The organism is Pseudomonas sp. SLFW, from assembly GCF_009905615.1.
Classification (GTDB): domain Bacteria; phylum Pseudomonadota; class Gammaproteobacteria; order Pseudomonadales; family Pseudomonadaceae; genus Aquipseudomonas; species Aquipseudomonas bambusae.
This window is the reverse complement of the sequence record NZ_JAAAKW010000007.1, coordinates 234785-249164: the sequence shown is the minus strand read 5'-3', so window position 1 is coordinate 249164 and position 14380 is coordinate 234785. Positions and strand designations below refer to the sequence as shown.

The 14380-nt window shown below is 59.9% G+C and carries 11 protein-coding genes; 5 read left to right on the top strand and 6 right to left on the bottom strand.

The window, feature by feature from the left end:
- Positions 1 to 169: 169 nt before the first annotated feature.
- Complete coding sequence (gene putP / locus GVN17_RS15200; RefSeq protein WP_166596090.1) at positions 170 to 1654, top strand: sodium/proline symporter PutP; 1485 nt, start codon at positions 170 to 172, stop codon at positions 1652 to 1654.
- A gap of 108 nt (positions 1655 to 1762) precedes the next feature.
- Here putP and GVN17_RS15195 read toward each other — a convergent pair whose 3' ends face one another.
- Complete coding sequence (locus GVN17_RS15195) at positions 1763 to 2434, bottom strand: polysaccharide lyase family 7 protein (RefSeq protein ID WP_166596089.1); 672 nt, start codon at positions 2432 to 2434, stop codon at positions 1763 to 1765.
- A 315-nt stretch (positions 2435 to 2749) separates the two neighbouring features.
- On the opposite strand from GVN17_RS15195, the gene GVN17_RS15190 reads away from it, so the two are divergent.
- From GVN17_RS15190 to GVN17_RS15180, 3 genes are all read left to right on the top strand, one after another.
- On the top strand, positions 2750 to 4891 hold the full coding sequence (locus GVN17_RS15190; RefSeq protein ID WP_166596088.1) for a bifunctional diguanylate cyclase/phosphodiesterase: 2142 nt from the start codon (positions 2750 to 2752) through the stop codon (positions 4889 to 4891).
- A 58-nt stretch (positions 4892 to 4949) separates the two neighbouring features.
- The gene (locus GVN17_RS15185; protein ID WP_371928554.1) at positions 4950 to 5441 is read left to right on the top strand and encodes a M48 family metallopeptidase; all 492 of its coding nucleotides are present in this window, start codon (positions 4950 to 4952) and stop codon (positions 5439 to 5441) included.
- Between the two features lie 71 nt (positions 5442 to 5512).
- Positions 5513 to 5809, top strand: coding sequence for a helix-turn-helix domain-containing protein (locus GVN17_RS15180; protein ID WP_166596144.1), 297 nt, complete (start codon positions 5513 to 5515; stop codon positions 5807 to 5809).
- Positions 5810 to 5946: 137 nt separating this feature from the next.
- Here GVN17_RS15180 and GVN17_RS15175 read toward each other — a convergent pair whose 3' ends face one another.
- Entirely contained in the window at positions 5947 to 6405 is a 459-nt protein-coding gene (locus tag GVN17_RS15175) for a GNAT family N-acetyltransferase (protein ID WP_166596086.1), read from the bottom strand.
- Between the two features lie 312 nt (positions 6406 to 6717).
- Here GVN17_RS15175 and GVN17_RS15170 point away from each other — a divergent pair, with 312 nt between their 5' ends.
- Positions 6718 to 7455: an ABC transporter substrate-binding protein gene (locus GVN17_RS15170; RefSeq protein WP_166596085.1), complete on the top strand. Its 738-nt coding sequence runs from the start codon at positions 6718 to 6720 to the stop codon at positions 7453 to 7455.
- On the opposite strand, the gene yccS is transcribed toward GVN17_RS15170, so the two are convergent.
- From yccS to mdtD, 4 genes are all read right to left on the bottom strand, one after another.
- Positions 7436 to 9646: a YccS family putative transporter gene (gene yccS, locus GVN17_RS15165; RefSeq protein ID WP_166596084.1), complete on the bottom strand. Its 2211-nt coding sequence runs from the start codon at positions 9644 to 9646 to the stop codon at positions 7436 to 7438. The two genes, GVN17_RS15170 and yccS, sit on opposite strands and share 20 nt — an antisense overlap.
- 261 nt (positions 9647 to 9907) lie before the next feature.
- Entirely contained in the window at positions 9908 to 11086 is a 1179-nt protein-coding gene (locus GVN17_RS15160; RefSeq protein ID WP_166596083.1) for an NAD(P)/FAD-dependent oxidoreductase, read from the bottom strand.
- Between the two features lie 141 nt (positions 11087 to 11227).
- Positions 11228 to 12607 carry an ATP-dependent RNA helicase DbpA gene (gene dbpA / locus GVN17_RS15155; protein ID WP_166596082.1) on the bottom strand — a complete coding sequence of 460 codons (1380 nt, stop codon included), beginning with the start codon at positions 12605 to 12607 and terminating at the stop codon, positions 11228 to 11230.
- 284 nt (positions 12608 to 12891) lie between these two features.
- A complete protein-coding gene (mdtD, locus tag GVN17_RS15150) occupies positions 12892 to 14334 on the bottom strand; it encodes a multidrug transporter subunit MdtD (protein WP_166596081.1) in 1443 nt (480 codons plus the stop codon).
- Positions 14335 to 14380: the final 46 nt, after the last annotated feature.

Below are 14380 nucleotides of genomic sequence, written 5' to 3'. Positions count from 1 at the left end.
GGCTGTCAATGGTTCAAAAAAAGCGCATAAAAACCAATGGGATACATTTTGACTCAGAAAAAGAGCGGCTCAGTGTTCCGAAAGGTTGCACCTTTTCCGTTCTGTTCCCTAGGATGCCCGCCTTTGGTGCAACCCGTTGTGCCTCCTTTCACCAAGGCATGGACAGACGATGAACATTAGCAACCCTACGTTGATCACTTTTGTGATCTACATCGCTGCCATGGTCCTGATCGGACTCATGGCTTATCGCTCCACCAATAACCTTTCGGATTACATACTCGGCGGTCGAAGCCTGGGCAGCGTTGTGACCGCGCTGTCGGCGGGGGCCTCGGACATGAGTGGCTGGCTGCTGATGGGGCTTCCAGGCGCGATTTACATGTCCGGCCTGTCGGAAAGCTGGATCGCCATCGGCCTGATCGTCGGCGCCTACCTGAACTGGCTGTTCGTGGCCGGTCGCCTGCGGGTGCAGACCGAGCATAACGGCGACGCACTCACACTCCCGGATTACTTCTCCAGCCGCTTCGAAGATACCAGCGGCGTGCTGCGGATCATTTCGGCGATCGTGATCCTTGTGTTCTTCACGATCTATTGCGCCTCGGGCATCGTGGCCGGCGCGCGTCTGTTCGAAAGCACGTTTGGCATGCCTTATGAAACCGCGCTGTGGGCCGGAGCCGCCGCGACCATCGCGTACACATTCATCGGCGGTTTCCTCGCCGTGAGCTGGACCGACACTGTGCAGGCCACGTTGATGATCTTTGCGCTCATCCTGACGCCCATCATCGTCCTGCTGGCCACGGGTGGCGTCGATACCACGTTTCTGGCCATTGAAGCCAAAGACCCGGCTCACTTCGACATGCTCAAGAACACTACCTTCATCGGCATCATTTCTTTGATGGGCTGGGGCCTGGGGTATTTCGGGCAGCCGCATATCCTGGCGCGTTTCATGGCGGCCGATTCGGTGAAGTCGATCGCCAAGGCCCGTCGCATCTCCATGGCGTGGATGATCCTGTGCCTGGGCGGCACCGTGGCCGTCGGCTTCTTCGGTATCGCCTATTTCTCCGCGCATCCTGAAGTCGCCGGGCCGGTGACGGAAAACCCCGAGCGCGTGTTCATCGAGCTGGCAAAGCTGCTGTTCAATCCGTGGGTGGCCGGCGTGCTGCTGTCGGCGATCCTGGCAGCTGTCATGAGTACGTTGAGTTGTCAGTTGCTGGTGTGTTCCAGCGCGTTGACGGAAGACTTCTACAAGGCATTCCTGCGCAAACGTGCCTCGCAACTTGAACTGGTCTGGGTTGGACGTGCAATGGTGCTGCTGGTGGCCCTGATCGCCATCGCCATGGCCGCGAACCCTGAGAACCGAGTCCTGGGTCTGGTGAGCTACGCGTGGGCAGGTTTCGGCGCGGCATTCGGCCCCGTGGTGCTGATTTCCGTTCTATGGAAAGGCATGACCCGCAACGGTGCGCTGGCAGGAATTCTGGTGGGGGCCGTCACGGTCGTCGTCTGGAAGCACTTCGAGTTGCTGGGCCTGTACGAAATCATTCCGGGTTTCATCTTCGCCAGCCTTGCCATTGTGCTCTTCAGTGCGCTGGGCAAAGGACCGACGGCGGGCATGTTGCAGCGTTTCGAAGCGGCGGAGAAAGAGTACAAGGCTGTGTAATGTCGCTGTAGCAGCCGGCCTGCTGGTGAAGACGGTGGGCCCGATGCATTGGGATGTCTGCCGGAACGCTTTCGCCGGCAGGCTCACGGCTACAGTCGCATGGCAAGCTCAACCCTTGTTGTGATCCACATCGAGGTTGAAGAACATCACCTTGCCGCCTTCGCTGGTGTAACCGGTATTGTCCTGGGTATAAACGCCTGCCTTGAAGTACAGCTGCTGTTTGCTCCACGTAGCGCTGATGCGATCGTTCCAGTACATGTTGTTGGCCCTCACACTGAGCAAACCGGCTTTGTTCAGATGAATCTGATACTTGAAGGTTTCGTTGAGTGGTACGCCTTCGGCGACCGTGAAGATGCGCGCTTTCTTGTCGGTGGGATGAAACCTGACCTTGGCAACGATGATGCCGTCCTTGGTCGCGTCCTGATATTGGTACTCGACTTTGAGTAACGGCTGGGTGCTCTCATATACATGGATCTGACCAATCACGACGCGGCCGGATGAAGGTACCTGAATGACCTTGAGCTTGGCCGTGAGGAAATTGTCGGCGTCAGGATAGAACCAGTTATGCAGGGTGCCGTTCGACCAGGTCTCCCGCAATTCTGTGCGAGGGTACTTGGCGTTGGCGGTCTTGGTGCCGGTGACCGGCGCCCAGAAGGTGACATTGGAAGCACTGGAGGTGAAGTACTTGCCGTCGTAGCCTTGAAGCAGTTGGCGGGTTTCAATGGTGGCGGGGGGCGAGCCCACAGGAATGCTCAGATTCCAGGTTCCCAAATCAATCATTGTTCAGTTCGTCCGAGGTGTCTCATTGCCAGTCAAACATCTGGCGCAAGGCGGAAAGGGGCGCTTCTTATACGTTCCAAGTCCCTGCCTGTTAACGTGAAACCGTCGAACGGGTAGCGTCAATGTGCCGCTAATTTCCACGCAGGCCAGCGCAGGACTGCACCTCAGGGCTGATACCGTTAGTCGGTTCGATTACACTTTTGAGATGGCATAACGGTGGCCCAGCTTCACTTTTCCCTATTCGGGTCTAGAGTAAGGGCCATTCGGATCATGGGCGGAGCCCTCTCACCGGGCAGTGAAGTAATGAGTAGCAGCATGGAATGCGTGCAACCCCTGCCACCTAATGGCAAATCGGTTCTGTTGGTAGTCGATGACTACCCGGAAAATCTCGTCACGATGAGAGCGGTCCTGCAGCGACAGGACTGGGAAATCGTCACGGCCAGTTCCGGCATGGAAGCGCTGGGCCTGCTTCTGGATGTGGACGTCGACATCGTCCTGCTGGATGTGCAGATGCCGGAAATGGACGGCTTCGAAGTCGCGCGACTGATGCGCGGCAGCCAACGAACGCGCCTGACCCCCATCATTTTCCTGACCGCCAACGAGCAGTCCCGAGATGCCGTGCATAAAGGCTATGCCAGCGGCGCGGTGGATTATCTTTTCAAACCCTTTGACCCGAACATCCTCAAACCCAAGGTTCAGGCGCTACTGGAGCAGCAGCATAACCGTCGTGCCCTGCAGAAACTCAGCCGGGAGCTGGAGTCGGCGAGGGCGTTCAATGCGTCGGTGCTGGCGAACGTTGCCGAAGGCATTCTGGTGGTCAAGGAAGACGGCATCATCAGTTTCGCCAACCCGGCGATCTGTCGGCTGCTGGGCATGACCGATGGCGAGCTGCGAGGCACCGAGCTGTGTTGCTATCTCGAAGAGCCGTGTGTCGCTGAGTGGACAGAGTCCGGGTTTTATCACCACTACCGACGCGCCGATACCTATCGCATTCATGACGCCATCATGCGCACCCCTGAAGGGCGGCAAGTGCCGGTGGCGCTGTCTTGCGCGCCATTGCCTGAAGAGCAGAAGGCGATGGTGTTGAGCGTGCTCGACATGTCGGTGGTGCGAGACCTTTATAGCCAACTTGAACATCAGGCCGTCACGGATTCGTTGACCGGGTTGCTCAACCGCCGAGGCTTTTACCAAACGGTTGAAGGCATGCTGCTGCGCAATGAGAATGCCGGGAAATACCTGGTGGTCCTCTATCTGGATCTCGACGGTTTCAAGCACGTCAACGATTCGCTGGGGCATGACGCGGGCGATCAGGTGTTGATCTGGGTCGCCGAGCAATTGAAGGAATGCTTGCGGCCGTATGACGTGCTGGCGCGGATGGGTGGCGACGAATTCGTCGTTGTGGTCGATGGGCTGGACTTCCCCGAACACGCCGCCAAAGTCGCCGAAAAGCTCATCGAACGGGTATCGGTGCGACGTCAGGTCGACGGGATCGAAGCCACGTTGGGCGCGAGCATCGGCATTGCGATTTACCCGGATTGCGGCACCAATCTCGATGGCCTGCTGCGTGCCGCCGACATCGCGATGTACGAAGCCAAGCGCGCGGGTCGCCATCAATACCGTTTCTACGACCAGTACATGAATGGCCGTGCGCGTTCTCGATTGATGCTCGAAGAAAGCGTGCGCACCGCCATCGAGGGCAAGGATTTCTCTATCGTCTATCAGCCGCAGATCAACGTGTTGACGGGGCGTACCCGAGGTTTTGAAGCCTTGCTGCGCTGGAACCACCCGGATGCGGGCGACGTGCCGTCCAGCTTGTTCATCCCGTTGCTGGAAGAAACGCGGCTGATCAACAAACTGGGCAGTTGGATCTACGAGCAAGGCGCCGCGCAGCGCCAGCGTTGGGAGGGGGTGTTCCCGGATGACCTGGTGATCAGCGTGAGCGTGAGTCCGGCGCAGTTCAGCATGCCGAATCTCGCTGCCGAGCTGCAGCGGGCGATCCAGATTCACGGGCTGAAACCGCGACAGTTGGAGGTGGAAATCACCGAGCCGTCGCTGGTCCACAACCTTGTTCACAGTCGTAAACAGCTGCAAAGCCTGCACGACATTGGCGTTCGGGTGTCGCTGGATGATTTCGGCGCAGGCGACAGTTCACTGGCGCACCTGCGAAACCTGGATCTGGACACGCTCAAGATCGACCGGCATTTCATCAGCGGCATGATGAATTCCCCACGTGATCTGGCCGTAGCACGCAGCATCATCGATCTGTGCCGACTGCTGGATATCGAAGTGATCGCTGAGGGGGTCGAGAATCTGGAGCAATATCACTGGCTCGTCGACAGTGGCTGCGAAATCATCCAGGGGTTCCTGCTGGCGCATCCGATGACGCCGGACGAAGCCTTGAGTTTCGTCGCGCCAATCACGTTGCCGAGTCGTGAGTCGCTGCTGGGCAAAGGCTGACGCGGTAGACTGATGCCTTTTCGAGCCACACGATCAGACCATGACCGCCAACGCGCCAATGATGCTCAAGTACCTGCAGGCCTACCCGGCCTCTTTGCAGGATCAGGTCCGCCACCTGATTGCCCAGGACAAACTCGGCGATTATCTGGAGCAGCGCTACCCCGGACGCCATGACGTGCAGAGCGACAAAGCGCTCTACGCCTACGCGCTCGCCCTCAAGCAGGAACACCTTCGCAACGCGCCGACCATCGACAAAGTGCTGTTCGACAACCGCCTGGACCTCACCCATCGCGCCCTTGGCCTGCACACCACGGTTTCACGCGTGCAAGGCGGCAAGCTCAAGGCCAAGAAAGAAATCCGCGTGGCCTCGCTGTTCAAAGAGGCGGCGCCTGAGTTCCTCAAGATGATCGTCGTGCATGAACTGGCGCACTTCAAAGAGAGCGACCACAACAAGGCCTTCTACAACCTGTGTGAGCACATGCAGCCGGGGTATCACCAGCTGGAATTCGACCTGCGCGTGTACCTGACGTGGCGGGACATGCAGGGCTGAGGGCGTGATGGTTGGTCGTTATCGGAATTGGTGAGAGCATGGGCGCACCTCTCATCGACAAGGACCTGACGATGGACGTCAGCAAAACCAAAAGCAGCTTTTACCGCCGCTTGTATGTGGCGTATTTGATCGACAGTGGCATCGCCAGCAGCGTCCCGGCCCTCACCGACGTCACCGGCATGCCCCGTCGGACGGCGCAAGACACTATCGCTGCGTTGGCGGATCTGGACATCGTGTGTGAGTTCGAACAGGAAGAGGGCGCGCGCAATCACGCGGGGTCGTACCGGATTCGCGAGTGGGGCGCGATCGACAAGCGCTGGATCGCGGAGCATCTGGCGCAGATCAAATCGGTGCTGGGTTATCCCTGAGTCGGGCGACTGACGCTGAACACCTGTGGGAGCGAATTCATTCGCGAAAGTAGACCAGGCGACAGAGATGTATCGGCTGTACTGGCCAATCGCGAATAAATTCGCTCCCACAGTTCGACCGCGGAGTGCCACAAGGCTCAATCCAGGTCCCGACGCATCCCGATGTGCGGAATGCCGTCCTCGACGTACACCTCACCCACCGGGTTGAACCCGTAACGGCTGTAGTAGCCCTGCAAATGCGCCTGCGCCGACAGATAGATTGGTTGATCGGGCCAGTTGCGTTCGGCGTGTTCCAGCGCTTGCACCATCAATTCGTGGCCCATGCCTTTGTTGCGCATTGATGGGGCAGTCACCACGCGTCCGATGGTCACGTCGCCGTCCTGCTGGATCGGGTCGAGCAGGCGCAGATAAGCCACCAGTTCATCGTCTTGCCAAGCCATCAGATGGCGCGTATCGCCCAGCAAGTCCTGGCCATCGACATCCTGATAAAAGCATTTCTGTTCGACAACGAACACCTGCGCGCGCAGCTGCAAAATGGCGTACAACTGTTCCTTGCTCAGGGCGGTATGGTGTTTGCAAATCCAGTTGATAGACATGAAGCCGGCTCGCGAAAAGAAGTCGATCCCGGATACTAAACGCATATTGCTGTAAGCCCAACGTCAACGCGTGGTGACAGTTGTGACAAGAGTCAGGGCATCGCGCGATTTCTTGAACTGCGGCACAAACATTGGCCACTTATGTGTTGTGGAAAAGCAGCAACCGGTCTTCAATGAAGGCCACTTGCTACCTCCGAACGTCGCCTCAATTCGGGTCGCTAAACGACCTTTTGCTCGCACCAGGGATGTCACAGTGTCGCTTGATTGCCGCTGAAAAATCGCAGGCCATCCACCTGCCTAAGGATCTTGAGCATGCCGCGTTTGCTTCGAGCCATGGCTTTGCTGGGAATGCTGTTGATTGCGCAAGGCGCGTCGGCGCAGAAACTGCGTATCGCCGGTGACGCCTGGGCCCCTTATTCGGATCTGACGTTGATCAATGGCGGGCTGTCCACTGACCTGATTCGCACGGCGCTGGGCCGTGCCGGTTACACCACTGAATACGATCAGGTGCCGTGGGCCAGAGCCGTTCATGGGGTCAGTGAAGGGCGTTATGACATCCTGATCAACGCGTGGTACAGCAAAGATCGCACAGAGATTGGCGAGTTTTCCGGCGAGTACCTGGTTAACCGTTTGCGGTTTCTCAAGCGCAAAACGTCGGACATCCAGTACAAAAGCCTGCCTCAGTTACACCCCTATTCCATTGCCATCGTCCGCAGCTATGCCTACTCCCCCGAGTTCGATAACGATCCCGATCTGAAAAAAATACCGGTCGCGAGCTTTTCGACGGCGGTCCGGATGTTGGCGGCGGGGAGGGTGGAGCTGACCGTCGAGGACGAATACGCGGCGCGTTTCGCCCTCAATCACGAGCCGGAAGACGTGCGAGACAGCGTCGACTTTTTGCCCCAGTCATTGAGCGAAAACAGCCTGCACATTCTGGTCAGCATGAAGAACCCCGATCACGCGAAAATCGTCGCCGATTTCGACAATGCCATCGCCGCCATGAAAGCCGATGGCACCTACGACAAGTTGTTCAAGCTGCACGGTCTGTAACGGCTGTCTCGTCCTTGGATGGCTCTTTGATCAAGTGAGCCGCCAAGGTGCGCAGCGGCCCCAGCTGACGGCAGATCAGCGCCAGTTGTGTTTGCACCAGACGCTGCCCTTCATCGATCTCTTCCGGCATCTGCTCAAGGTCTGCCGCCAGGGCTTCCTCGGCATCGCTTTGTACGGCCACGGGGTGACGGGTGGCCAGGCTCTGGGCGATCTCATCGATGCTCGACGCCAGATTGGCGCCCGCACCTTCGATCAACTGCTCGCGCACTTCATTGGGGAGCTGGGTCTCGCGGTGGGCGCCGAGACCTGACAAATAGCTCAGCAATGTGTGCGAGAGCACCAGGAAGCGGAAGCCCACGTCGGCCTCTTTGCGGAAATGGCCGGGCTCCATCAGCATGTTCGCCAGCGTCGTGGACAGCGCGGCGTCGGCGTTGTGGGCGTTGCGTCGGGCCAAGCGATAAGCGAGGTCGTCGCTCTTGCCTTGGGCGTACTGCTGCATGATCTGGCGCAGATAAATGCTGTTGCAGGACAGCGTGTTCGCCAGCACTTTGTTCAGGCGTCGGCCCTGCCAGTCCGGCAGGAACAGGAACACCGCCAGGCCCGCGATCAAGCTGCCGAGCAGCGTGTCCATCAGGCGCGGCAGGAACAGCCCGTAACCGTTGCCGACCTGATTGAAGCAGAACAGGATCATCACCGTGATCGCTGCCGTGGACAGCGTGTAACGCGTGGTGCGGTTGACGAAGAACACGACCCCCGCGAGCACTGCGCACATCGATTGCAGCACCGGCGTGGTGATCAGGTCGAACAGAATCCAGCCCGCCGTCAGGCCAATGGCCGTGCCGATGATCCGCTGCCCCAGCTTGCGCCGGGTGGCGCCGTAGCTCGGCTGGCAGACGAAAACCGTGGTCAGAATGATCCAGTAACCTTGCGAGGGGTGGATCAGGTGAACCATGAGATAGCCGATCACCAGCGCCAGCGGCAGACGCAGGGCGTGGCGGAACAGCAGCGAGGTCGGGGTCAGTTGCAGGCGCAAGCGGGTCCAGACGTCTTTCAGGTTACGGGGAGAACGGTCCAGCAGGCTGCTGTCGGAGGCGTCGGCCAGCGCGTCGGGATTGCTCGCGTCGCTGAGCAGTCGGTCCAATGTGCCGAGGTTATTCGCCAGTGCGCGCAGGGAGCGCAGCAGGCCACGCCACGCCGGGTTGCTCTGGATGCGCAGGTGTTCGAGGGACGCGCGCAGGTCGTCCAGCGCATGGGCGAAGCTGTCGTCGTAAACGAACGGTTGGCGCAACTGGATCGACACTGACAGGTCGCGGCAGGCGTTGCCCTGCTGACGCAGCAAGCGTTGGCAGCGGAACAATACGTCGCTGTGGAAGAACGCTTCGGCCAGCGAGTTGTAGGGATAGTGCGAGGAGCTGGCGCGTTCGTGGATGTCCTGAGCGAGAAAGTACAGCTTCAGGTAGCGACTGACCTTCGAACCGGGTCGACCGCTGCCGACGCGGTTGAGGATGATTTCCTTGGTCACGTTCAGCGCGGCGACGACCTTGCCGTTCTGCTTGGCCAGCTCCAGACGTTTGGCTTCGACGTCCAGCGTGCGAATCGGCTCAAACAGCTCGGACTTCAGTTTCAGGTACAGGCCCAGTTCCCGGAACAGTCGCGCCAACGCCTGCTGCACCGGCTGGTTGGAAAACAGCATCTGCCACAGCACTGACAGCAGTCCGTACCACGCGGCGCCGGCCACCAGAAGCATGGGCTCGTGCCAGAAATCCGTGACCTCGCCACCGCGCTGGTCCACGCCGATCATGGTGTAGACCGAGAGAATGAGCGTCGCGTAAGCGATGGCGCCGTATCGTTCGCCCAAGGCGCCGAGCATCGTCAGGCAGAACGCCGCGAGGGCGAAGGCGCTGATGAACAGCACGGGGTAGGGGAACAGCAATTCAACGGAGAGCGCCGCGATACTGAAACACACCAGCGTCACGGCCAGTGCATTGAGGCGGCCCTGCCAGCTGTCGTCGGTTTCGGAGAGGGCGCTGGCGATAATCCCGAGGAACAGCGGGATGACCAGCGACATTTCGTTTTGATACCAGCACAGCGCCATGCTGCCGGTCAGCGCGATAAACACCCGCACGCTGTAGGAAAATTTGTCCAGCGCCCACAGGCGGCGGAAGGTATTGCGCAACGATTTCGATGCCATGAACGCGGACGGCCTTTTTCGCGACTGATTCTGCTGATGGATATGTACAGCGCCTGATGCGCGCTGTACATCTGATTAGCAAAATTTATTCCGAGAGAGCCAGATGGCACTGATCTTCAGGGGGAGAGCAGTTCAAACTGTGGGAGCGAATTCATTCGCGAAAGGCCGATACATCCGACGCATCTCTATCGCTCATACCTACGCATCGCGAATGAATTCGCTCCTACAGGGGTTCTGCGTCGTCAGCCAAAAAGATGAACGTTAGACAAACTGCGCTGCCGCATACGCCGACGCCCAAGCCCACTGGAAGTTGAAACCGCCCAAATGCCCGCTGACGTCCAACACTTCGCCGATGAAATACAGCCCCGGTGACTTCAGCGATTCCATCGTTTTCGAGGACACTTCCCGCGTATCGATGCCGCCCAGCGTCACCTCCGCCGTGCGATAACCCTCGGTGCCCGCCGGAACCACCTTCCAGCTCGCCAGTTTCTCGGCGATGTCGGCCAGTTCGGCGTGGGTGTATTGCTTCATCGGCTTGGAGACGAACCACTGATCGGCGATCAGGTTGGCCATTTTCTTGGTGAAGATCTCGCCCAGCAGGGTCTTGAGTTCGCTGTTCGGGCGCTCGGCCTGGTGCTCGGTCAGCCAGCCGTGGGCGTCGTGGTCGGGCAGCAGGTTGATCTCAACCGTGTCACCGGGGTGCCAGAACGAGGAAATCTGCAGGATCGCCGGCCCGCTCAGCCCGCGATGGGTGAACAGGATGTTCTCGCAGAAGCTCGTGTCGTTGCAGCTCACCAGGCAATCCACCGACGTGCCCGACAGCTCGGTGCACAGCTCTTTCAACTGATCGGTGATGGTGAACGGCACAAGGCCGGCGCGGGTCGGCAGCAGGGTGTGACCGAACTGCTTGCCCACCTGATAACCAAAACCGGTAGCGCCCAGCGTCGGAATCGACAGGCCGCCCGTAGCGATCACCAGCGAGGTGCAGTTGATGTTGCCCAAGGTGGTTTGCAGCAGGTAGCCGGATTCGATTTTCTCGATGGCCTGCACCGAGGTGTCCATATGCAGGGCAACGCCCGCGTCATCGCATTCGCTGAGCAGCAGGCCGAGGATGTCGCTGGACTTGTTGTCGCAGAACAGCTGGCCAAGCTTCTTCTCGTGGTACGGCACGCCGTGCTTGACCACCAGTTCGATGAAATCCCACTGGGTGTAGCGGGCCAGTGCCGATTTGCAGAAGTGTGGGTTCTGCGAGAGGAAGTTGGCGGGCTCGGTGTACATGTTGGTGAAATTGCAGCGCCCGCCGCCCGACATGAGGATTTTCTTGCCCGGCTTGTTGGCGTGATCGATCAGCATCACCTGGCGACCACGATTGGCGGCGATGGCGGCGCACATCAAACCTGCGGCGCCAGCGCCGATGATCACAACGTCAGTAACGGGCAAAGCGGTGTCCTCGGGTGTTCTGTGGTGTGTCAGAAGGTTTTGCGGTGTTTGTGAATACGTTTCGCGAATGAATTCGCTCCCACAGGTTGAGCGCGGTCAGTCTGTGAGAGCGAATTCATTCGCGATGCGGTTTGCGGGTTCTCAGAGAATCCGGACCCGCAACGATTTGCCCTTGATCTTGCCGTTGTTCAGACGATCCAGCGCCTGTTTGGCGATGCCACGTTCCACGGCGACGTAGGCCTGGAAATCGAAGATCGCAATCTTGCCCACCTGAGTGCCGGGAATGCCCGCTTCGCCGGTCAGCGCGCCGAGGATGTCGCCCGGACGCAGTTTGTCCTTGCGGCCCGAACCGATGCACAGGGTGGTCATCGGTGGCAGCAGCTTGCCGCCTTCCTTGCGAGTCAACTGGTCGTACTGCTGCCAGTTCAGCGGCGCTTTTTGCAGCTCTTCGACGGCGCGGGCGCGCTGGCTTTCGCCCGGGGCGACGAGGCTGACGGCGATGCCGGTTTCGCCCGCACGACCGGTCCGGCCCACGCGGTGAATGTGGATTTCCGAATCACGGGCCAGCTCGACGTTGATCACCATGTCCAAAGCATCGATGTCGAGACCGCGCGCGGCAACGTCGGTGGCGACCAGCACTGAGGTGCTGCGGTTGGCGAACATCGCCAGCACTTGATCGCGATCACGCTGCTCCAGATCGCCATGCAGACCAACGGCCGACATGCCCTTGGCGGTCAGGTGGTCGACCACTTCTTGCACCTGCTGCTTGGTGAAGCAAAACGCTACGCAGGATTGCGGGCGGAAATGATCGAGGACTTTCACCACCGCTTCGAGGCGTTGCTCGGGCGAGATTTCGTAGAAAATCTGCTCGATCTGGCTATCGGCGTGCAGCGCTTCGACCTTCACAGTCTGTGGGTCGCGCATGAACTTGGAGGCCAGCTGTTTGATGCCGACCGGGTACGTGGCCGAGAACAGCAGGGTCTGACGACGCTCCGGGGTCTGCTCGATGATGTCGGCGATGGCGTCGTAGAAACCCATGTCGAGCATGCGGTCGGCTTCGTCGAGGACCAGCGTGTTCAGGCCGTCGAGGACCAGCGAGCCTTTGCGCAGGTGCTGCTGAATGCGGCCCGGCGTGCCGACGATGATGTGCGCGCCGTGTTCCAGCGAGGCGATTTGCGGGCCGAAGGACACGCCGCCGCACAGGGTCAGGACTTTGATGTTGTCTTCGGAACGCGCCAAACGACGGATTTCCTTGGCGACCTGATCCGCCAGCTCACGGGTCGGGCAAAGCACGAGTGCCTGGCAGCCGAAGTAGCGCGGGTTGATCGGGTTGAGCAGGCCGACGCCGAACGCGGCGGTCTTGCCAGAGCCGGTCTTGGCTTGAGCGATCAGGTCCATGCCCTTGAGCATCACCGGCAGGCTCTGCGCCTGAATCGGCGTCATCTCGGCATAACCAAGGGACTCCAGGTTAGCCAGCATGGCGGCGGAAAGGGGCAGCGAGTTGAAAGCGGTGTTAGTCACGGGACGGGCCTGCAAAACAAAATGTCGCGCAGTGTATCAGGTCGCGGCCCATGGCTTGGGGGTGGGGGCGATAAATGGTGGGGGTTGTCTGTCGTTGTTCGACGATGCTGGATGCGCGGCTGATCTCTCTGTTGGCACAGGGCCCCACTGTGGGAGCGAATTCATTCGCGAATGGGCGGTCCATCCGACCCATCTCCACAAGCCGGACAATTTTTCGCGAATGAATTCGCTCCCACAGAGGGGTTTGCGTCCGGCAGGGAGTCCGGTGCGTGCCTCTCAGACGATCACGCCTCGATCTCAGGCTCCGTCTGCGGCTTGCGCGGTGGATTCTCGGGGGGCATGCGTGGCGAGAGTTGCAGGAAGATCGACGCTGCGAGCATCGCCAACACGCCCACGCACAGGAACGTCAGCTGGAACGCGCCCAGCACGCTGCTCACTTCGCCCGTCGACACATCATCGGTAAAGCCCCCCAACAATGCCGCCGCACACGCAACGCCCAAGCTCAACGACAACTGCGCTACCACCGACAACAGGCTATTGCCGCTCGCCGCGCTGGCATCATCGAGGTCGATCAGCGTCACGGCATTCATCGCCGAGAACTGCAACGAGTTGACCCCGCCCAAGAACGCCAGGTGGATCAGCAGCAGCCAATACGGCGTGTCGGCGTCCACCAACGCCATGCTCGCCAGCAGCGCGCCGAGCAGGAGGGTGTTGCCGGTCAGCACGATGCGATAGCCCAGACGCTCGATGGCGCGGGTGGCCAGCGGCTTGGCGAACATCGCGGCCAAGGCCAGCGGAATCATGCTCATCCCGGCGTGGGACGGCGAATACCCCAGCGCCACTTGCAGCATCAGCGGCACCAGAAACGGCAACGCGCCGCTGCCCAGACGGGCGAACAAGTTGCCCATGATCCCGACCGCGAAACTGCGGGTGCGGAACAGCGATGCAGAAAACAGCGGGGATTCGACATGCCCGGCCCGCAGCCAATACGCCGCCAGACAGGCCATGCCGCCAAACAGCAGCATCACCACACGCAGGTGCGGCAGGTGCAGTTCGCCCAAGCCTTCCAACGCGATGGTGATCAGCACCATCGAGGCGCCGAACAGCGAGAACCCCACCAGATCGAAACGCGTGCGTCCGCCGCCCACGAGATCAGGGATGAACTTGCGCACCGCAAAGCAGCCCAGAATCCCCACGGGAATGTTGATCAGGAAGATCCAGTGCCAGCTCAGGTATTCCACCAGCCAGCCGCCAACCGTAGGCCCCATCAGCGGACCGAGCAGGGCGGGCATGGTGATGAAACTGAGGATGCGCACCAGCTCCGTCCGCGGATAGGCCCGCAGCACGATCAGCCTGCCGACCGGCATCATCAACGCGCCGCCCAAACCCTGAATCACCCGGGCCGCGACCAGCATGCCAAGGGTGTTGGCCGCTGCGCACAGCAATGAGCCGAAGCTGAACAACAGAATCGCGCTGAAGAAAATCCGCTTGATCCCGAAACGGTCAGAGATCCAGCCCGACGCCGGAATCAGCAGGGCGATGGTCAGCATGTAGGCGATGATCACCGACTGCATGCGCAACGGGTCTTCGGACAGCGAACGGGCCATGGACGGCAGCGCGGTGTTGAGGATCGTGCCGTCCAGGCTTTGCATGAAAAAGGCGATGGCAATGACCCAAGGCATCCAGCGCAGAGTTCTGGCGTCCAGTTGCGGCGTGTTGGTCGGCATGTGGATCGTGGGTCCTTTTGGTTTTGTTGGTTGGCGCACTGCGTTC